The sequence below is a fragment of the Ensifer sp. CCNWLY38 genome (genome assembly GCF_037120565.1).
GTDB classification, from domain to species: Bacteria; Pseudomonadota; Alphaproteobacteria; order Rhizobiales; family Rhizobiaceae; genus Ensifer; species Ensifer adhaerens_H.
The window spans coordinates 166,190-187,118 of the sequence record NZ_JBBBBO010000011.1; the positions used below are offsets into that span (position 1 = coordinate 166,190).

Annotated in this window: 15 protein-coding genes; 6 read left to right on the forward strand and 9 right to left on the reverse strand. The window is 61.6% G+C overall.

Annotated elements, in window-relative coordinates; translation table 11 throughout:
* Nucleotides 1–113: 113 nt before the first annotated feature.
* A complete protein-coding gene (locus tag V7S54_RS23330; RefSeq protein ID WP_336408899.1) occupies nt 114–413 on the reverse strand; it encodes a DUF6894 family protein in 300 nt (99 codons plus the stop codon).
* A 512-nt stretch (nt 414–925) separates the two neighbouring features.
* On the opposite strand from V7S54_RS23330, the gene ric reads away from it, so the two are divergent.
* From ric to V7S54_RS23345, 3 genes are all read left to right on the forward strand, one after another.
* Entirely contained in the window at nt 926–1,597 is a 672-nt protein-coding gene (gene ric / locus V7S54_RS23335) for an iron-sulfur cluster repair di-iron protein (RefSeq protein ID WP_336408900.1), read from the forward strand.
* On the forward strand, nt 1,597–2,787 hold the full coding sequence (locus V7S54_RS23340) for an NnrS family protein (RefSeq protein WP_336408901.1): 1,191 nt from the start codon (nt 1,597–1,599) through the stop codon (nt 2,785–2,787). The genes ric and V7S54_RS23340 overlap by 1 nt, the downstream gene beginning before the upstream one ends.
* A 260-nt stretch (nt 2,788–3,047) precedes the next feature.
* Nucleotides 3,048–5,369, forward strand: a complete 2,322-nt coding sequence (locus V7S54_RS23345) for a PBP1A family penicillin-binding protein (protein WP_336408902.1) — start codon at nt 3,048–3,050, stop codon at nt 5,367–5,369.
* A 58-nt stretch (nt 5,370–5,427) separates the two neighbouring features.
* Here V7S54_RS23345 and V7S54_RS23350 read toward each other — a convergent pair whose 3' ends face one another.
* The 3 genes from V7S54_RS23350 to V7S54_RS23360 form a co-directional block, all read right to left on the reverse strand.
* Nucleotides 5,428–7,281 (reverse strand): ABC transporter ATP-binding protein, encoded by a 1,854-nt coding sequence (locus V7S54_RS23350; protein ID WP_336408903.1) that lies wholly within the window; start codon nt 7,279–7,281, stop codon nt 5,428–5,430.
* Between the two features lie 124 nt (nt 7,282–7,405).
* A complete protein-coding gene (locus V7S54_RS23355) occupies nt 7,406–10,573 on the reverse strand; it encodes an efflux RND transporter permease subunit (RefSeq protein WP_336408904.1) in 3,168 nt (1,055 codons plus the stop codon).
* Between the two features lie 30 nt (nt 10,574–10,603).
* Nucleotides 10,604–11,635 (reverse strand): efflux RND transporter periplasmic adaptor subunit, encoded by a 1,032-nt coding sequence (locus tag V7S54_RS23360; protein ID WP_336408905.1) that lies wholly within the window; start codon nt 11,633–11,635, stop codon nt 10,604–10,606.
* An 828-nt stretch (nt 11,636–12,463) separates the two neighbouring features.
* Here V7S54_RS23360 and V7S54_RS23365 point away from each other — a divergent pair.
* From V7S54_RS23365 to V7S54_RS23375, 3 genes are all read left to right on the forward strand, one after another.
* Complete coding sequence (locus V7S54_RS23365) at nt 12,464–14,002, forward strand: sensor histidine kinase (RefSeq protein WP_336408906.1); 1,539 nt, start codon at nt 12,464–12,466, stop codon at nt 14,000–14,002.
* Entirely contained in the window at nt 13,999–14,607 is a 609-nt protein-coding gene (locus V7S54_RS23370) for a response regulator transcription factor (protein WP_065375900.1), read from the forward strand. Before V7S54_RS23365 ends, V7S54_RS23370 begins: the two co-directional genes overlap by 4 nt.
* Nucleotides 14,608–14,694: 87 nt before the next feature.
* Nucleotides 14,695–15,177 (forward strand): GlcG/HbpS family heme-binding protein, encoded by a 483-nt coding sequence (locus V7S54_RS23375; protein ID WP_057249716.1) that lies wholly within the window; start codon nt 14,695–14,697, stop codon nt 15,175–15,177.
* Between the two features lie 477 nt (nt 15,178–15,654).
* Here the strand turns inward: V7S54_RS23375 and V7S54_RS23380 are convergent, their stop codons facing one another.
* From V7S54_RS23380 to cyoA, 5 genes are all read right to left on the reverse strand, one after another.
* Nucleotides 15,655–16,404: an SURF1 family protein gene (locus V7S54_RS23380; RefSeq protein WP_442892603.1), complete on the reverse strand. Its 750-nt coding sequence runs from the start codon at nt 16,402–16,404 to the stop codon at nt 15,655–15,657.
* A gap of 28 nt (nt 16,405–16,432) precedes the next feature.
* Nucleotides 16,433–16,834 (reverse strand): cytochrome o ubiquinol oxidase subunit IV, encoded by a 402-nt coding sequence (cyoD, locus tag V7S54_RS23385; RefSeq protein WP_336408907.1) that lies wholly within the window; start codon nt 16,832–16,834, stop codon nt 16,433–16,435.
* Nucleotides 16,831–17,451, reverse strand: coding sequence for a cytochrome o ubiquinol oxidase subunit III (cyoC, locus tag V7S54_RS23390; RefSeq protein ID WP_110879162.1), 621 nt, complete (start codon nt 17,449–17,451; stop codon nt 16,831–16,833). The genes cyoD and cyoC overlap by 4 nt, the downstream gene beginning before the upstream one ends.
* A 4-nt stretch (nt 17,452–17,455) precedes the next feature.
* Entirely contained in the window at nt 17,456–19,459 is a 2,004-nt protein-coding gene (gene cyoB, locus V7S54_RS23395; RefSeq protein ID WP_336408908.1) for a cytochrome o ubiquinol oxidase subunit I, read from the reverse strand.
* A gap of 75 nt (nt 19,460–19,534) precedes the next feature.
* Nucleotides 19,535–20,620 (reverse strand): ubiquinol oxidase subunit II, encoded by a 1,086-nt coding sequence (gene cyoA / locus V7S54_RS23400; RefSeq protein WP_336408909.1) that lies wholly within the window; start codon nt 20,618–20,620, stop codon nt 19,535–19,537.
* Nucleotides 20,621–20,929 lie beyond the last annotated feature (309 nt).

Sequence of the window (20,929 nt, forward strand, 5' to 3'; positions counted from 1 at the left end):
CGCGCAAAGGTCGCTGTAACACTTTGATTCGCTGCATGTCTTTGCCCTCAAATCGAGGTTGATTTAAGAAGACATGCAGTAGGCCTGTCCGCAAATTGGCGAGATCAGCAGGCTCAGTGCAGCGAAATCTGTCGCGTCGGTTGCCTCACATGATGCACGAGCGGTGTTTCGCTCGATATCAGTCGCGCAACCAGACGCCCTGAAGCCGTAACCACATCGATGACGGCGTCGCGATAGTCGTCGTCCTTGGTCAGTTCATCGACAATCCTTTGACCATAGGCAACTGCGGGTCCATCTGATGGGTATTTCCGGCCAACTTCGTCGCGGCTGACGACGCCTGCTGCATAGATGTTGAACAGATAGCGGCGCATGATATTCCACTCCATACGGGATGCCGCGTCGGCGCTGGCCATGCTGAAGGAACCGAAGGCGCTATGAGCGGCATTCCAGGGTTTGAAATGACCCTGCAACCTATCGCGACATCGTCTCCTTGTCGCGTGACCCGAGCGTGACATTTACTCTACGTTAAGCATCGTCAGCTTCACCGTGCTCGAGGGACAAGGTGGGATCGGTGTTGTCGACCTCGCGGATGCGTGCGACGCTGACCTGACTCGGGACATATTACCGGTCAAAAAAAACGGCTCGCTGTCGAAGTCGATTCCTGGGCGGACGACGCCCCGTACCTAAGAGGAACCGGTAGGTCAACGACGAGACGTACGCGCGTTTCTGGCGTTTGCGCCGGCACAAAGACGAAGATCCTCACCTCGCGTAGTCAAGGATGCTCTCTGCGCCGCACGGCAGCCCGGACGTCCCCGGCGCCGGAGGGGCCGATACACATTGCCTCAACCCCAGACGACTTCGATGCGTCCGATACGTCCAAGCGCTGCTCGGAATCCGTCTGCAAGCATCCAGCAAGGAACAGATAATGACCGATCTCAGCCTCGAAAGCACAGTCGCAACGATCGCAGCCGAATTGCCGGGGGCCGCGGAACTCTTCCGCCGTTACGGCATCAGCTTCTGTTGCGGCGGCAAGATGTTGTTGTCGGAAGCCGCCCTCAAGGCCGGTATCGCCCCTTCGGCATTGCTGACAGAACTGGAAACGCTCAAGCGTTCCGCAAGCCGAGATGCCCCTGAGGAGACCGCCGATCTCATCGCCCACCTCCTCCACAGGTACCACCAAACGCACCGTGCTGAGCTCACATGGTTGATCCCGCTTGCCCAGAAGGTGGAACGGGTGCACGGCGGCCATCCGTCGGCCCCTGTCGGGCTTTCCCAAGCCCTGGAAGCGCTGCGGGACGAGCTCGAAAGCCACATGATGAAGGAAGAGCTCGTGCTGTTTCCGATGATGCAGCGCGGTGATGGCGCGACGATTTCCTATCCGATCGCGCAGATGCGGCGCGAGCACCACGACGAGGTGGAGCATCTGAGAACGATCGAGCATGTCACCCACGGGCTTTCCTTGCCGGACGGCGCCTGCGGTTCGTGGACCGCGCTTTACACCGGGTTGCGTAAGCTTACCGACGACCTCGTCACGCACATGCATCTCGAAAATGCCGTGCTGTTTCCGCGCTTCGAGGCCGGCCTCCAGACGATTTGATGATCGCGGCGCCACAGGCGTGGACATCGATCTGGCAGGCGCCGCACCGACCCCTGTTCTTTCTGGCGGGCCTATGGGCGCTTGTCTCACCTGCGGTCTGGCTTCTGCCCGAGGGAATTGGACCAGACAAAGCTGCCTGGCATGGCCATGAGCTTCTCTTCGGCATGGCCGGTGCGGCGGCAGGCGGCTACCTGCTGACCGCCCTGTCCGCCTGGACAAAGAAGGGCCCCGTCTCAGCTGGTGTCACCGTGTTCGCGACCGTTCTCTGGTGCGTGGCCCGCCTGACGACGGCTCTTTCGGCGCACCTCCCGGTCGTTGCTGCAGCGGTCGGGATGTCCGCCTACTTCGTCTTTCTCGCGGTCGCTCTCGCCCAGGCGGTTGTATCGAGCAGAGCGGGACGCCGCCTCTGGGCACCGTTCGCCATGGCGCTGATGGGCATGCTCAGCCCGCTGTGGCTTGACGGAGAGGCAAGCTATCTCGTCGCAGATGCAGTGCCGCGGATCTTCCTCGCCCTGATCACCGTGATCGGCGGCCGTGCGGTGCCCGCCTTCACACGCTCCTGGCTCGGACGAACTGGTGAGGCAGGTCTCGTTCGGGACCAGCCCGGGCTTTCCTACCTGGCCGTCGGCGGCATAGTTGCGGCCGCCTGCTTCAATGCTACCGCGCAAACGAACGCAGAGGGCATCTTCCTCGTACTGTCCGGCTTGGCGCTCGTGCTACAAATGCGCGGCTGGCAATGCCTGAGAACCCGTCGCTACCCGGCGCTCCTCATTCTGCATCTTGCTTTTTCCTGGACGCCGGCAGCTCTCCTGCTCATCGGCTTCGCGACCATATTTCCAGACCGGATGTCACCCGCGATCGCTTTGCATGCGGCGACCATGGGGGCCATGGGAACAATGATGGCGGCTCTCATGATGCGCGCGGCGATGGCCCGCGACGGAGGCGTGCTCGTGCTCAACGGGAAGATGGGATGCGCTTTCGCTCTTACCTGCCTCGCCGCAATGATCCGCATTCTGGCCGAATGGATCGGCAGCGTGTATTTCGATCCCATCGTCGCCGCAGCCGCATGCTGGATGTTGGCATGGGGGCTGTTCCTTATTGCCTATCTACCGGCACTAAGAGGACCTGTTCCGAGACCGGTCCTGAGCGCTGACAGGGCGCTAGCACCGCTGACCGAACCCGAACGATAGGTTCGCGAGGTCCTTTCGGTCCCGCCGTGAGCACCTCCTACAGCGCCGCGCGTCTTATCAGACGCGCAAAGGCCGCTGTAGCACTTTGAATTGCTGCATGTTTTTGTCCTTTAACCGGCTACGATTAAAGGAAACATGCAGTAGAGAGCGATTTCTGCCAGCGGACACGCCAGCCTGAAGACCAACTGTTCAATGCATCATGAACATTGTCAGGTCACAAGGTAGCGCTAGATTCCGAAAGATCCTATTAGCGGTAGCCGATGCCACGCCCTCCCAAGACCTCGACCCAGATTGCCAACACCTCCAGCAAGGGTGCCGATCGCCCGGAAAGCTCGGCATCGACTATCGAGCATGTCGTGCTCCAGACGGGCGCTTCAATCCCATCCGACGGGCCGGATCAATCCGCGCAAGCACCCCCCTCCCCGACACCCTTCGGTCAAAGCGGACGGGCAGCTCGCCATCTGTTGGTTGCGCTCGGCCACGATTTGAAGGTGGGTGCAACCTTGGTCCGTGCGAAGGCCAAGCATGCGGCTTCCTACCTGAAAACGAACTTCAGGCCTTCGAATGCAGACGAAGCGACATCAGCTGTCGACGATCCCCGCGAGTGGTTCGTGGCTGCTCTGGCGAAAGTTGGGAACCGGCTCGGCGCGCTGCGTAAGAAGCCCTCCGAAGATCGCGCGCGCACCTTCGTCAGGCCAAGCTGGTGGAAGGCTACCATAGGCTTGGCTCTCCTCGCCTGCCTCCTTCTCCCCGGTACCGTACTCGTGTGGGCGCTGAAGGATGTTCCCTGGAGCGAGATCAGGGACGGAACTTTGAAACCTGTCGTGGTGCTGGAAACGGCGGACGGAGGACCGCTGGTCAGACAAGGCCCCTATCAAGGACCCTACGCACAGTACGACCAATTCCCGCCGCAGTTGATCGATGCCGTGCTGTCAATCGAGGACCGCCGGTTCATGGACCATTTCGGCATCGATGTCAGAGGGATCGGACGGGCACTCGTGCGGAACTTCGAGGCGGGCTCGGTGGTCGAGGGCGGCAGCACCATCACCCAACAGCTCATCAAGCTGCAATATCTCGACAGCGACCGAACAATGAAACGAAAGATCCAGGAGTTCGTGATCGCCCTGTGGCTGGAGTGGAAGCTCGGCAAGCAGGAAATTCTGACGCGTTACCTCAACAGCGCCTATCTCGGCGCCGGCGCGACCGGCATGCCCGCCGCCGCAAGGATCTATTTCAACAAGGACATCGGCGCACTCAACCTGCCGGAATCGGCGATGCTAGCTGGATTGTTGCGGGCGCCGAGCCAGTGGAATCCGATCGACAATTTTGAAGGTGCGCGGCAACGCACATCGGTCGTCCTCGACACGATGGTAGCCAATGGCAAGATCACCGCACCCGAGGCTGCACAAGTCAAGGCGAGCTTCGCCACGCTCCACCCGACGACGCCGACGCCACGATCCGGAAGCTGGTTCGCTGACTGGATCTCGCCGCAGGCGAGCGAAATCGCCGGCGCATCGCCGGGTTCGACGACGGTTCGCACGACACTGTCCCCACAGCTGCAACGGATCGCAGAAAGGGTTCTGGCAAACGCGCTGGATACGGAAGGAAAGGCGGCCGGAGTATCCCAGGCCGCGTTGGTTGCGATGACGCCCGACGGAGCGGTCGTCGCCATGGTCGGCGGTCGCGACTATAAGCAAAGCCAATTCAATCGCGCGGTGACCGCCATGCGGCAACCGGGTTCCACCTTCAAGCTGTTCGTCTTCTATGCGGCCCTGAAGGCCGGGTTCACTCTGTCCGACCAGGTCCTGGATGCGCCGATCGACATTAACGGCTGGTCGCCGGAGAATTCCGGCGGCCGCTATCGCGGCTGGGTCACGCTTGCCGAGGCCTTTGCCCGCTCGCTGAATGCGCCGACGGTGGCGCTTGCCCAGGAGGTCGGGCTCGACAACGTGATCGCCGCTGCGCGCGAGCTCGGCATAAACGCGCCGCTGGCCAATACTCCTTCCTTGGCCCTCGGTACTTCGGAGGTCAGCTTGCTTGACCTCACCAGCGCCTATGCCTCCGTCCATCTCGGAAAGGCGCCCGTAGAACCCTGGGGCATCATCGACTTTCAGGCGGCCGGGCAGCCGGAGGCGTTTCGTGTCGGCTCACAGGCCGCGCCGACCGTTGATCTCTCCGCCTACCAGCCGGATCTCGTTGGCCTTTTGCAGTTGGTGGTCGAGCGCGGAACCGGACGCGGGGCCGCTCCCGGTGCGTTTGCGGCCGGCAAGACCGGCACCAGCCAAAACAATCGCGATGCCTGGTTCGTCGGCTTCACGGAACCACTCGTCGCCGGCGTATGGGTTGGCAATGACGACGACACGCCGATGAAGGGGGTCACGGGCGGCGCCTTGCCAGCGCATATTTGGCGCGACTTCATGCGGGAAGCGATGGCTGCGCCTGCGGCAGGAGCGCTTGTCGAAAGCCCGGCCGCGCCGCAGTCCTGCAACATCACGGCCTGCTCCCGCAGCTATCGTTCCTTCAGGCCGTCGGACTGCACCTATCAGCCCTATTACGGCGGACGGCGGCTCTGCGAAAAATGAGCTGCGCAGGATGCCCGCAGCCGACTGGGGCACGGCCTTTGACGTTGGACGGCGGCGGTCAATTCAGTTCTTCAGGAATAAAGCCGCCGGTCTGTCGCTTCCAAAGACGGGCATAGAGCCCGTCTTGCTCCAGGAGCGCATCCGGCGTTCCTTCCTCGATGATCCGGCCACGATCCAGAACGATGATCCTGTCCATCCTCGCAATCGTCGAAAGGCGGTGGGCAATGGCAATCACTGTCTTGCCGTCCATCAGCAGGTTGAGCTTTTCCTGGATCGCCGCCTCGGCCTCGCTGTCCAGTGCGGACGTCGCTTCGTCGAGGATCAGGATTGGCGCATTCTTCAGCAGCACCCGCGCGATCGAAACACGCTGTCGCTGACCTCCCGACAGCTTGATGCCGCGATCGCCGACAAAGGCCTCGTAGCCCTCGCGACCCTCGCCGTCGGTCAGTTCGGCGATGAAGGCATCGGCTTGCGCTGCCCTTGCGGCCTGCTCGATCTCCGGCCGGGTTGCTTCGGGACGACCATACCGGATGTTGTCGCCGACCGAGCGGTGTAAGAGCGCGACATCCTGGGCGATAACACCAATGTTTCGCCGCAGGCTCGTCTGGCTCACCGTGCCAATGTCCTGCCCGTCGATGTGGATGGTGCCGCCCTCGATATCGTAAAAACGCAGGAGCAGGCTGACCAGCGTCGTCTTGCCCGCGCCGGAAAGGCCGACCAACCCCACTTTCTCGCCCGGGCGAACCGTCAGCGACAGATCATCGATGACCGGCCGGCCCGCCTTGTAGGCGAAGCGAACGTTCTCGAACCGAATTTCGCCGCGAGGAACGGTGAGCGTCGTTGCGCGAGGTCGATCGGTCACAGTCGGCGGCGTGGTCATGACCGGCATTGCATCCTTGATTGTGCCCAGCGCCTTGAAGATCTGCTGCCCCATCTGCAGGAAGGTGAAAGAGCTCGCCGAAAGCCGTTGGAGGATATAGACGGTCGCAACGAAATCCCCGACCGTCAAAAAGCCGTCGAACAGCCCCCAGAAGCCGATGCCCAGCATGACGAGCCAGAGCAGCATATTGAGGCTGATGACGACGAGTTCCGTCGTCCGGTAGATGCGCTGCTCGTGGTGCAGCGTACCGACCGCCTTTGACATGATCTTCCGTAGTGCACCCGCCTCGCTGTCTTCGGCCGCGAACTGCTTGACCATCTGGATGTTGCCGTAGATGTCGGTCATCGCGCCGGAAACCAGGCTGTTCTGCTTTGCTGAGCGCCGTGCGCGCTCCGTGAAATCCGGTACGACCTTGATGGTGAAGAGCACATTGACGATCACCCAAAGGACGACCGGCAACGCCAACTGCCAGGAGAGCGCAAACAGGAGCAGAACCGAGCCGACGATCTGAAGCAGAAAGCGCGGCGCCGTCTGAAAAGCAATCAGGATCTGCTGCTGAACGGCATTGGCGACCTGGCCGAGACGCGATGCCACCTGCCCGGCAAAAAGGTCATGGAAGAAGGCGAGATCCTGCCCTTCGATGGCCTTGTGCCCCTGCCACTGTATGGCGATCGGCAGACTGATGCCGATCGTATGCGAGTTCAGGATGTTGGTGATGTAGAAGAAGACCGGCATCACCGGAAAGATCAGAAAGGCCAGGAACGCCAACAGCCAGAACCGGTTCTCGACGAAGAGCGCGACGCCCTGTGTCGCCACGCCATCAACGATCACCGATAGCCCCCAGATGATCGTCAGGTTGATGGCTTCCACGGCCATCGACGTCAGCGCCATCGCAATGACGACGCCACGAAACATCCGGATGAAGTGCAGGAGGACCGCGACGGGTCCGCTGGTGGGAAGTGGTTGGTATGGGATGTCGAGCGGTCGGATCAGCGTTTCGAAGGGGCGGTAGATCGCATCTGAAATCGACATGAGCCACTCGCTTTAATCGTCGAGAGAGGAAGGTCTAGCTACACGCCGAGCATTGCACCATCATCGCGCCGCAATCTCAACTAGAAAAATCTACTGGCTGATCACAGGGATAGAAGCCGTGCTGTCATTTGTCAGTTGGGGAACCCGCCCGATTAACGACGGCTTGGCTGACGCCTGTTGGGGATCGTTCAAGCTTTGCAGTCACGCGAAGCAGATTTGAGATCCACCGCGTCAGGTCCTCCATGTAGAGGTAGATCACGGGCGTCACGAAGAGGGTCACGAACTGCGAAACCATGAGGCCGCCGACCACGGCGACACCAAGCGGCTGGCGCAGTTCCGCGCTCGCGCCGCTGCCGACCGCGATCGGCAATATGCTCATGATCGCGGCGGCGGAGGTCATCATGATCGGGCGGAAGCGCATCAGGCAGGCCCTTTGGATTGCCTCGCGGGCCGAACTGCCGGAACGCTGCAGCGCCAGCGCCACATCGATCATCATGATCGCGTTTTTCTTGACAATGCCGATCAGCATCAGCACCCCGACGATCGCGATGATCGAGAGGTCGAAGCGGCAGAAGTAGATCGCAAGAAGCGCCCCGGAAATCGCCGACGGCAGGCCGGAGAGCACGGTCAGCGGATGGATAAGGCTTTCGTAGAGGACGCCGAGCACGAGATAGATCGTCACAATCGCCGCGAGGATCAGCAGCCCCTGGTTGGCGGCGGCATCCTCGAAGAGCTGCGTGGTGCCGTAGTTTCGGGTGGCGATCGCCGAGGGCATACCAATCTCCGTCTTGAGGCGCGCGACCTCCGCAAGTGCGTTGCCAAGAGCGACCTGCGCCGGCAGGTTGAAGGAGATCGTGACTGCCGGCAGTTGTCCCAGCTGATTGATGGTGAGTGGCCCTGACACCGTTTCGACGCGGGCGAAGGCGCCGAGGGGTACAAGCGCACCATTCGCGCCGCCGACGCGCAGTTCGGAAAACCTGTCGGCAGACCACTCGATGCTCGGATCGAGTTCCATGATGACGTCGTAGCTGTCACCTGCCGTGTAGATCGTGGAGATCTGCTCGGCGCCGAAGCCGCCATAGAGTGTCGAACGCACTTGACTGGCACCAACTCCCAGCGTTGCCGCCTTGTCGAGGTCGACGACCAGGCGTGTTTGCGGCGCGTTGATCTGAAGGTCGCTGTTGACGTCGGTAAAGAAGGTGCGATTAGAGCTCATCGCATCGCGGAGCTTTTGTGCCCACTCGTTCATCAGCGGCTGATCGAGGCTCTGGAGAACCAGCTGATACTGACTGGCTGAGGCGCGCGACCCGACGGAGAGGTTCTGGATCGGCGACATATAGGCCTGGATGCCGGGAATTGCTGCAAGCTCCCTGCGTAGTTCGGCAAGAACGGTTTCGAGCGGAGGGCGGTCGGGCTTGGGCTTGAGTTCCACGAAGAGACGCCCGGTGTTGAGCGCCGTCGACGCGCCGCCCGAGCCGACCGTGCTTGCCACATGGGCAACATAGGGCGACTTGGCAAAGACCCCCTCTACCTTGGACTGAAGCTCCGTCATCGCTGCAAAGGAGATATCCTCGCGCGCCTGGGTGGTTACCTGGAGCTGACCGATATCCTCCTGAGGGAAGAAGCCCTTCGGGATCGTCGTGATCTGATAGGCCGTGATCGCGACAGTAAACAGGAAGAATAGAAGCACCAGGCCACGCTGTCGGATGCAGATCGAAAGCAGCCGTTCATAGGCATTCAGGATGCGGGCGAAGCCGCCCTCGAATGCAAGGTCCAGCCGCGCGGTCACGCCGCCCCCTGGGGTACTGTCCTTGTTGGCAGGCAGCCGCGCGGCGAGCATCGGCGTCAGCGTGAGCGAAACGAGGGCGGAGGCGAGGATCGCGACGGTGACGACCACCGCGAACTCGTGAAGGATGCGGCCGATGACGCCGCCCATCAACAGGACCGGAATGAACACTGCGACCAGCGAAAGGGAGATCGCAACGATGGTGAAGCCGATTTCTTTCGACCCGGCAAGCGCGGCCGAGAAGGCGTCAATGCCCTCCTCCTCCATGTGACGAACGATGTTTTCCAGCATCACGATCGCATCATCCACAACGAGCCCGACGGACAGCGTCAGCGCCATCAACGAGATATTGTCGATCGAGAAGCCGAGCGGATACATCGCGGCAAATGTGGCGATGATGGAGATCGGCACGGCTAACGCCGGGATAAGCGTTGCCCAGAGACGGCGGACGAAGACGAAAATAACGAGGATCACCAGGCCGACGGTGAGCGCGAGGGTGAATTGAACGTCGCGCACCGCGCCGCGCACCGAGGTCGAGCGGTCGTTGAGCGTTTCGATGGAGGCGGAGGCGGGAAGCGACTGGCGCAGCGACGGCAGAAGTGCCTGCACCCGGTCGACGACTTGTACCGTGTTCGCATCCGGCTGGCGTTGGATTGCCAGGATTATGGCGCGGGATCCATCATGCCAGCTCGCCGTCTGATCGTTGGCGATGGAATCGATCACCGTCGCGACATCGCCAAGCCGCACAGGCCTGCCGTTGTCGCTTTTGATGATGATGTTTGCGAAGCTCGCAGCGTTCATCCGCTGCGTATCGGCAACGATCGCCACCTGGCGATCTCTAGTCTGCGCCGTGCCGAGCGGCGAATTGTCGTTGGCCGCAGCGACCGCTGTCGTCAGTGCATCCACGGAGATGCCACGCGCCGTCAGCGCATCCGGGCGCATCTGAATGCGCACGGCGAATTGTTGGCTGCCGAGGATGGACACTTCGGCCACCCCGTCGAGCACGGACAAGGTGGGAGAAATCACCTGTTGCGCGATTGCATCGAGGTCGGTGAGAGGCACCGTATCGCTCTTCAGTGCCAGCAGCAGCACCGGGGCATCGGCCGGGTTGACCTTGCGATAGCTTGGCGGAGCGGGCATATCCTGCGGCAGGAGCCTCAGCGTTCTGGTGATCGCCGCCTGCACGTCGGCGGCAGCGGCATCGATGTTGCGCCCGAGCACGAACTCGATCGAGATCGACGTAGAACCAAGGGCATTGGTCGTCGAGATCGTATCGATCCCCGCAATCGTCGCAAACTGCTTGATAAGCGGCGTTGCAACCGAGGTCGCCATGATGTCCGGTGACGCGCCCGGCAACGAGGCCGAGACGTTGATAACCGGGAAGTCGGTGCGCGGCAGGGCCGCAATCGGCAGGACGAGGTAGCTGAAGGCGCCCGCAAGGATGAGCGCGACCGACAGCAGCGCGGTGGCGATCGGACGGCGAATGCTGAACTCGGACAGTGGCATTTTCGTTCACTCCCGAAGTGTCGCAGGAACTCAATCCGTCAGCGGTTGTTTGCCAGGAGGCACCGCCTTTACGATGTCGCCTGGTTTCAGGCTGGCTTGTCCCTCGACCACGACCCTTTCGCCCGGCGCGAGCTCCGAAGCGATCACGGTCAGTTTGCCGTTATCGAACAGAGGCTTTACGGCCAGCGTTTCCACTGTGTTGTCATCCTTCACATGGAAGACGAAGGGGCCGTTCTGGCCTGGTTGAACAGCAACGCTCGGGATCACCGGCGCCTGGTGCAATTGCTCCTGTTCGATATCGACATCGACGAACTGACCCGGCCATAGCTTTTGCGCGCCATTGGGAAAGGTCGCCCGCATGGCGATCGTGCCGGAGGCGGTGTCGACCGAAGAATCGATGAAGTCGAGCACGCCCTCGCCTATGGCCGTGTCCGAGCCGCTTAGCTTGGCCCGCACGTGCGGCGGTTTGCCCTGATCGAGCAGCGCCTTGAACGTCTGCAATTGCTCTTCCGGCAAATGGAAGGCAACCTCGATCGGGTCTATCGCCGTAACCGTCACCAGATTGGTGGAGGTGGCGCCCGTCTGACCGACAAGATCACCAAGAGCGACCTGAACGACCCCGAGGCGGCCGCTGATGGGTGCGGTGATCCGGGTAAGGCTCAACGCGACCTGATCGGCGTCGACCGATGCCCGGTCAGCATCAAGCGTTGCTTGCGCCGACTGTTGCAGTGCGAGAGCGGTGTCATAGGTCTGCTGCGTGCCTGTCTTGTCGTCGCGCAGGGTTTTTGCGCGCTCCAGCTCTATTTTTGCGTCCGAGAGCTGCGCAGCGTCCTTGGCAACGATCGCCGTGTCACGCGCGAGCTGCGCCTGCATTGCCCGGTCATCCAGCGTGAAAAGCAGATCGCCCGCCTTGACCATCTGCCCGTCCTTCACGTGGATGGCGGTGATCTGGCTCGCGACGCGGGCACCGACCTCCACGGTATCGGGCGCCTGGACATTACCCAAGGCATGGACAATGACGGGCACGTCCTGAAGCGCGACCGTGGCCGTTTCGACGGACACGCTGCCTCCATGTCTGGAGTTGGCTGCAACACCATTTGCGGGCTTTGTCTCGCTCAGTACGGCCGTCCGCGTCACACTGAGCCCGACGGCGGCCACACAGAGGAAACCCGCGGCGAGGATCGCGATACTTGATCGATTGGCCATCAGCGCCTCCGCGATCCCTGATATGCTCCGGACGTCCGCTTCAAGAGGGACCGCGACGTTGGAGCCAGAAGACGGTATCCGCACAGCCAGCGTGGTCCGTTTGCGGGTGAACGCACATGCAGCGGATCCCCACTGATCTGTTCGGCCAATTGGGGCGGCGGAGGCGCATCGTGGGAAAGAGCGCGCGTCGTGCCAACGCTTCCGAAATTGGGCGCGAATCTGGCCGCTTCAATGGCGCAACACGCTGAAAAACAATTAAAAATTGTTCATGTTTAGAGATCTACGCGCGGTCGCGCTTGGCGGCAGCTCCAGCCGCACGAGACGCTTCTCCTAGCGGGTCGTCAGGCGAGAGTGATGGCCGGATTTTAGAAAACCTGGCCAAGTGCTTGATCCATTCACTGTTTTGGAGGCGGAACTGTGGTGCCAACTGATCGCGAGCAATGCAGCAATCAAAAAGAGCACACCGGCGATGAAGAACGCCGGCGCTCGCCGTCGGCGAAGTGGCACACCACTCCCAAGCTTCCGCAGGCTCAGAGTAGCATAATCCTCATCGCGCCTGTAAACGCTGCGATGGATTGACAGCGCGCACTTCACCGGCGAGATGATCGAGGCGAACACGATCGCGCCTGACCTGCCACCGCTCTGCTGAAGGCAGCGTATGACAACTAGACCGCCGAACTGATGATGCACAGCAATCGCTCGATCTTCGAACGCCCCTTCTATCTGGCCCTCCTTTGGTGTCTGCTCCTGCTTGTCGGTGGAGGCATGCTGGCGGGATGGGAACGGCAGGCGCTGGTTGCCGAGCTTGAGCAAGAGAGCACGCTCCTCCATAGCCTGGCCTCCCAGCGGGCCGATCAGCACGATGCGCACCTGACCGCGCTGTCGGCCGTTGCCGTCGCCTCCGAAGGCCGCAGGCACGACCTGTTCCTGGAGGTCGCCCGCACGATTGCGCGCTTCTATCCGCGGATCGACGAGGTTCAGCTCGTCCCCCTGGATCCAAATGCGGAGACCGTCGGGACCGATCCACTCGACGCCAAGGCCGCCGAGCTCATCCGGACAGCTGCCAGAGCTTCGGACGGGCACATCGCTCTCCTGCCCCACCCGCAACGCCCCGACCACTACATCATGGTCAAGCGCAGCCCAAACAGCGACGAGGCGCGTTATGGATTGATGCTCGGCATCGACGCAGCGAAGTTGATCGGAGACGGCGGGCCATTCTGGTCTCGCCCGGGGGTCGCGGTGCGGTTATCTTTGCCGGACGGGCACCTCCTGCTCCAGCCGGCCGCCCTGCCCGAGGCAATCCGCTTTTCGAAGCCGCTGAGTAGCGCATCGCAGCCATTGCGGCTGGAAACGGGCATGGAGATCGGGTTCGCGGACATGTTCCCGCCCGTACAGACAGGCTTGACGCTTCTGGTGGTGAGCCTTGCCTACCTCGCAGGATTGGCTGTATTGCGCCAGCGTGCGCGTACGCGCGCAGCAGAACAGCAGGCGACGCTCAGTGCGTTGGAATCGCGCCTCACGCACGCCTCGCGCGTCAACGCGCTTGGCGAAATGGCGAGCGGCATGGCGCATGAACTGACCCAGCCCCTGACCGCAATCCTGGCGCAGGCGCAGGCCGGGCGCCGGCTGCTCAGCCAAGGGCAAGACGCAGCGCTTGCTCCGGTATTGGAGGATACAGTGAGCCAAGCGCGCCGGGCATCCGCCATATTGGAACGGTTCCGCAACTGGTCGCACCCCCATGCCGCGCCGGTTACTGCCTTCGATCTGCGACAGGCGCTCGCAAATGTTGAAGCTCTACTTGAGCCGGACGCGATATCACGCGGAATTCAACTTGATTTTCAGGTTCCAGATACAACGGTTTCGGTCGTCGCCGATCCGGTCGAGATCGAACAGGTCGCATTCAATCTGGTCCGCAACGCCTTTGAGGCATTGGCTCAACAGCCGGGCGATACAGGACGCGTGACCGTTACCTTGAGCGAGGACGATACCACGGTGGTCTTCGAGGTCGCCGACAACGGCCCCGGCGTTCCGGAAACACTTCGCCCGCGGCTGTTCACGCCATTCGTGACGACCCGCGCCGGCGGCACCGGGCTCGGTCTGGCGCTGAGCCAGCGACTGGTGGAACGCGCCGGCGGCGAAATCGCCCTGGTCGAGAGCGACAACGGTGCCACCTTCAGGGTGACGCTGCCCCGTACGCGCCGAACCGAGGAGCCGATGCGATGACCCTCCCCGTCTATCTCGTTGACGACGACGATGCCGTGCGTCGTGCGCTCAGCCTGTTGCTCTCGACGGTCGGCATCAAGGTCACGGGTTTTTCTGATCCGCAAGCCTTTCTGACACAGGTTTCTCGCCTCGCCCCCGGCTGCCTGGTACTCGATATCCGCATGCCAGCCATCTCCGGGCTGAAGCTGCAGGAGAGACTGGTGGAACATGGGATAGACTGGCCGACAATCGTTATCTCCGGGCACGGCGATATCGAGGCCTGCCGCCGAGCCTTCCGCAATGGCGCGATCGATTTTCTCTCGAAGCCGGTGGACGAGCAGGACTTGATCGATGCGATCCACAAGGGCCACGAGCTGCTGGAGCGGACCTTGCGCGTGCATGCCGAGAAGGCAGAGACGCTCGCTTTGCTGGCGATGCTCACGCAGCGGGAGCGCGAAGTTCTTGATCGTATCGCTGCGGGTTTCACCACCCGCCAGATCGCCGAAGGTCTCGGCCTCTCGCCGCGCACTGTCGAAAGCCACCGCGCCGCAATCGGCGCCAAGCTCGGCAGCACGTCGCAAGCGGAGATGACGCGCATTTGGCTCGATGGCACGAAAACTCCGTAGAACTACGGATAGCGTCGCAAGGCCTACGAATACCCGCGACAGCCGAGGCCGGATAACCTTTCCATATCAACAGGAAAGGAACCTATGATGATCCGCAATATCGTGCTCGCAGCCGCGCTTCTCGCTCCCGTCGCCGCCACGGCGCAGGAACTGCCGACCGCGGCCTACCTGCCGCTCGACATGGCCGTCAAGGCTGCCGAAGCCGCAGTGAAGGCTTGCGCCGCGGAAGGCCACAATGTCAGCGTTGCCGTGGTTGGTCGCGATGGCGCAACCAAGGTGCTGCTGAAGGCCGACAATTCCGGCCCGCACACCGGTAACAGCGCGCAGGGCAAGGCCTTCACGTCCGCTGCCATGGGCCGCGACACGGCCGGCCTCGGCGAGTTCATCGCCTCCAAACCGGCGAATGAAGGTCTTCGCGACATGGACGCCCGGATGGTGATCCAGGCTGGCGGCGTGCCGATCAAGTTCGGCAAGGCCCTGGTTGGCGGCATCGGCGTGGGTGGCGCGCCGTCGGGCGATATCGACGCGAACTGCGCCACGGCCGGCCTTCAGGCAATCGGTGCCAAGTAATCCGCTGGACATCGGAAGTGGCCCTCCCAAGAGGGCCGCTTTCCGTTGGAGATTCAGCGCTTCGGAACCGATCCAACCGAAACTTTCGTCGGGCCGAAGCGCCCGCATGCCCTGACCGTCAGTTCTGCGTAGGCTCTATGTTGCCGACGAATATCGTGCCGGATAGCACGCCTCGGGCAAGGTCTTTGCGGACGCTCGGCCGCAAATGCTCCGCTGCGCCGGCCATCATCCGAACCCGACTAGAAACCGGCCCCGCACTGGTCCCTTGAAATTTCGGCCGCCCACTCCATTTAGGGGGCATCACCCGTTTCGAGAGCTTGTCATTAGCGATGCTATCAGCATTCAATGACGGCACTCCGGGTTCGAACAGGGCGCTCCCCGGAATACGGGTCGAGCGCCCTGTTTCGTTGAACTCGGGCGAACGGAATACTGTCGTAGATGAGCGGCATCAGCCGGAACCGAGCATGCCCAGCGTTCTCAGTCTGCCTTGATCCGCTGCCGATAGACGAGATACGCACCTGCGGCGCTCATCGTCGCGAGCGCGAACCACGTCAGCGCATAAACGAGATGGCTGTTGCGAAAGCGGACGATCGTGAGGCCCCCGATCGGCAGCCCACCGGGATTGGGTGTTGCATCCGCATCGATAAAGTAAGGCGCGACATTGTGCAGGCCCTTCGCCGCGGCGATCTCGGCAACGTCGCGGGAAAACCACCGATCGCTTGCCGGGTCATTGGACCGCAGGAAGGCGCCGCCGGGTTCGGTGATGCGAAGAAGCCCGGCTACCGTAGCGGTTCCGTCGATCTCACCCTCAGCGCGTGCGGCAGCATCGCGGCGATCGGCCGGCACGAAGCCGCGGTTGATCAGCACGGTTGAGCCATCCTCAAGCCGCATCGGCGTCAAGACCCAAAATCCAGCGCCAAGCTCCGTCACCGCCTGTACCAGCGCGGTTTGGTCGTGACTGAAGGTACCGGTCGCGGTGACGCGGCGGTATTCGTCCTTTTCCCGGTTGACGGCACTCCAATCGGATTGTGCTGGTGGCGACACCGCGGGCGCCCCGACACGCGCCTCTACCCGAGCAACGAGATCGAGCTTCCAGAAGAGCCGCTGGACCTGCCAGGTACCGAGCGCAAGGAACACCGCAACGAGGAAGAGCAAGGCACCCGTCATCATCAGGCGGGCGCGGGAGGATACGCCGACCCTCCCCGTCGCCTTGTCGTCGGTGATCATCGTCGTATCCGCCTGCCCCGTCCCGCGCTCAGGGCATGTTCTTCATCATCTCGTTGGTCATCGGCATCATGTTGGTGTTGAGATGATGCATGACCCAGAGCGAACCCGCGAGCGCGATGCCGACGATGACGATCGTGAAGATCAGCGCCATCAGCGTCCAGCCGCCCTCCGAGCGGGCATTCATGTGCAGGAAGTAGATGACGTGCACGACGATCTGGACGACGCCGATGCCCATGACGATGACGGCGGTCAAAAGCTTGCTGTCAAGCACGCCGCCCATGACCAACCAGAACGGGATAGCCGTCAGGATCACCGACAGGATGAAGCCCGTCATGTAGCTCTTGAACGAACCGTGACCGGCGGCATCGCCGTGATGGCTGTGCGCGTGGTGAGGTTCGAACGCGCTTTCGTGGTCGGAATGTGCGCTCATCCGAGAGCTCCCAGGAGATAGACGAAGGAGAAGACGCCGATCCAGATGACGTCGAGGAAGTGCCAGAACATCGACAGGCACATCAAACGGCGACGGTTTTCCGGGATCAGCCCATGTTTGCTGACCTGCACCATCAGCGTGATCAGCCAGATGATGCCGAAGGTGACGTGCAGGCCGTGCGTGCCGACCAGCGTGAAGAACGACGACAGGAAGGCCGAACGTGTCGGGCCGGCGCCCTCGTGAAGCAGGTGATAGAACTCATAGAGCTCCACAGCCAGGAAGGTTGCGCCGAACACGCCGGTGACGCCGAGCCAGAAGAGCGTCTCCATCTTGGCGTTGCGCTCCATCTGGAGCATGGCAAAGCCATAGGTGATCGACGACAGAAGCAGCATCGCCGTGTTGAAGGCAACGAGGCTAAGGTCGAACAGGTCGGCCGGTGACGGTCCCGCCGCGTAGTTGCGGCCGACGACGCCGTGCGTGGCAAACAGTACGGCGAAGATCAGGCAGTCGCTCATCAGGTAGAGCCAGAAGCCCAGCATGGTGCTGTGTTCCGGGTGATGCTCTTCCGTGATGTAGAACTGCGGCTTCTCGTTTTCTTGGACTTGGGTTTCGCTCATCGTCTCAGGTCCGTTCCGCGAGCAGCTTGGAGCGTGCATCTTCAGTCGCCGCTACAGTCTCTGCGGGGATGAAGAAATCTCGCTGATAGTTGAAGGTATGGCCGATCGCGACGGCAAGCAGCGCGACGAAGGACACGGCCACCAGCCACCAGATGTACCAGATCAGCGCCAAACCAAGCACGACGCTGATGCCGGCGAGAATGACGCCCGTGCCGGTGTTCTTCGGCATATGGATCGGTTTGAAACCGGTGAGCGGACGCTCATAGCCGCGGTTCTTCATATCGTACCAGCTGTCGTGGTCATGCACGACCGGGGTGAAGGCGAAGTTGTAGTCCGGCGGCGGCGACGAGGTCGACCATTCAAGCGTGCGGCCCTCCCAGGCGTCACCGGACGTCTCGCGCAGTTGCTCGCGGCGGAGAAAGCTGACGATTAGCTGCATGATGAAGGAAGCGATGCCGATCGCGATCAGGACGGCGCCGAAGGCGGCGATGATGAACCAGATCTGCAGCGACGGATCCTCGAATTGGCTGACGCGCCGGGTCACACCCATCAGGCCGAGCACATAGAGCGGCATGAAGGCGAAGAAGAAGCCGATCTGCCAGAACCAGAAGCTCATCTTGCCCCAGAACGGATCGAGCTTGTAGCCGAAGGCCTTCGGCCACCAGTAGACGAGGCCGGCCATCAGCCCGAACAGCACGCCGCCGATGATGACGTTGTGGAAGTGGGCGATGAGGAACAGCGAGTTGTGCAGCACGAAGTCGGCCGGCGGGATCGCCAGCATGACGCCGGTCATACCGCCGATGACGAAAGTGACCATGAAACCGATGGTCCACAGCATCGGCAGTTCGTAGCGGATGCGGCCGCGATACATGGTGAAGAGCCAGTTGAACATCTTGGCACCCGTCGGGATCGAGATGATCATCGTGGTAATGCCGAAGAAGGCGTTGACCGAGGCGCCCGAGCCCATCGTGAAGAAGTGGTGCAGCCACACCAGGTACGACAGGATCATGATCACGCAGGTGGCGTAGACCATCGAGGTGTAGCCGAAGAGACGCTTGCCGCAGAAGGTTGCGACGACCTCGGAGAAGATGCCGAACGCCGGCAGCACGAGGATGTAGACCTCCGGGTGGCCCCAGATCCAGATGAGGTTGATGTACATCATCGGATTGCCACCAAGGTCATTGGTGAAGAAGTTCATGCCGAGGTAGCGGTCGAGCGACAGGAGCGCGAGCGTCGCCGTCAGGATCGGGAAGGTCGCGACGATCAGGATGTTGGTGCAGAGCGAGGTCCAGGTGAAGACCGGCATCTTCATGAAGGTCATGCCCGGAGCGCGCATCTTGACGATGGTGGCGATCAGGTTGATGCCCGACAACGTCGTGCCGACGCCCGCCACCTGTAGCCCCCAGATGTAATAGTCGACCCCGACGCCGGGACTGTAGTCGGCGCCCGAGAGCGGCGGATAGGCAAGCCAGCCGGTGCGCGCGAACTCGCCCACAAAGAGCGACATCATGATGATGACAGCACCGCCGGCGGTCATCCAGAACGAGAAGTTGTTGAGGAAGGGGAAGGAGACGTCGCGTGCGCCGATCTGCAGCGGCACGACATAGTTCATGAAGCCGGTGACAAAGGGCATCGCCACGAAGAAGATCATGATCACGCCATGGGCGGTGAAGATCTGGTCGTAGTGATGCGGGTTGAGGTAGCCCTCATTGCCGTTGAAGGCGATCGCCTGCTGCAAGCGCATCATCAGCGCATCGGCAAAGCCGCGCAAAAGCATGATGATCGCCAGGATGATATACATGATGCCGATCTTCTTGTGATCGACGCTGGTGAACCACTCGTGCCAGAGATAGCCCCAGAGCTTGTATTTCGTGATCAGGCCGAGGATCGCAAGACCCACCACCGCCACGACCGCGAAGGTCACGACGAGGATGGGTTCATGATAGGGAATTGCTTCCCAGGTAAGCCGCCCGAAGATGAATTGCGTGAGGCTGGTGTCACCAAACATGGGTCGTCCAATTTATCCCTGTATACGGCCCGAGGGCCTGGGCGCCCGCCGGAGGGCTGGCGAACGCGCGAAAACCTAGTGCGTCTTGTGCATATCCTGATTCATCGGCGCGGGCGGCGGCTGCTCTTCCTTGACACCCTCGGCTGGCTCCTCGCTACGCGCAGGGTTACCGGTTTCGGGGAAGGTTGCGCCGGGTGCGGCCGCTTCCGTCACGCCGCTCGCGTGGCGATTGTCATGCTCGAGCTTGGCGCGGTTCTCATGGCTTTCGACGCCGGCGCCGCCCATCATGTCGATGTGCATCATGTCCGTCATGCACATCTGCCCTTCCCTGACGCACATGTTGAGCACCGCCTCATAGAGGCCGTCATCGACGGAGGCGTAGTAGCGCACCGGTTCCTTGACGCTCGGCTTTTCGAGCTTCAGGTAGGCGTCGCGGTTGAGCATCGTGCCGTTCTGCTTCACCCGGGCGACCCACTGGTCGAAGCCCGCCTGGTCCACGCCGTGGAACTTGAAGCGCATATGCGAGAAGCCGTCACCGCTATAGTTGGATGAGAGCCCTTCGTACTCGCCTGCCTTGTTGATGACGGCGTGCAGCTTGGTCTGCATGCCGGGCATGGCATAGATCATGCCGGCGAGCGCCGGAACGTAGAAGGAGTTCATCACCGAGGAGGAGGTGATCTTGAAGTTGATCGGCACGTCCACGGGTGCTGCCATCTCGTTGACTGTCGCGATCCCGTACTCCGGATAGAAAAACAGCCATTTCCAGTCGAGAGCTACGACCTCGACCGTGATCGGCTTTATTTCTTCCGTCACCGGGCGCGCCGCATCGATCCGGTCGAGCGGTCGGTAGGGATCGAGCTTGTGTGTGCTCACCCAGGTGATCGCGCCGAGCGCGATGATGATCGCCAGCGGCGCCGACCAGATGATGACTTCGAGACCGGTGGAATGGTGCCATTCCGGATCATATTTGGCGGCCGTGTTCGACTGGCGATAGCGCCAGGCGAAGAAAACCGTCAGGAAAATGACGGGTACGATGATCAGCAGCATCAGGACCGTCGAAATGACGATCAGATCCCTCTGCTGTGCGGCAATATCGCCGGATGGCGACATCACGACCATGTTGCATCCCGTGAGTGTCGAGAGCAACAGGACGGATATCATCGATCGTCCGGCTAAACTGAATGGCTTCGGCATTGCGGCCTCAACTTGCGTTTTGTCTAGTCGGCATTACTCGGGCATGATCGCGCATGGAAATGAGGTCGATCGTCGCAGCGCAGCATTTTGCCGCAGTGCAGTGACAGCCTTATCGCTCTATGCGCGTTTGTACGGGCGCAAAGTCTATTGTCGGTTCGATGCCAGCTATTCCAGCGAACGTTAGGCACGAACTCAAATGAGACATGTGCGCATGTACGTGGGCGGCATTCTTGATATCAGACGCCAATTGGTCAACACTCTAACGACAAGACGTTC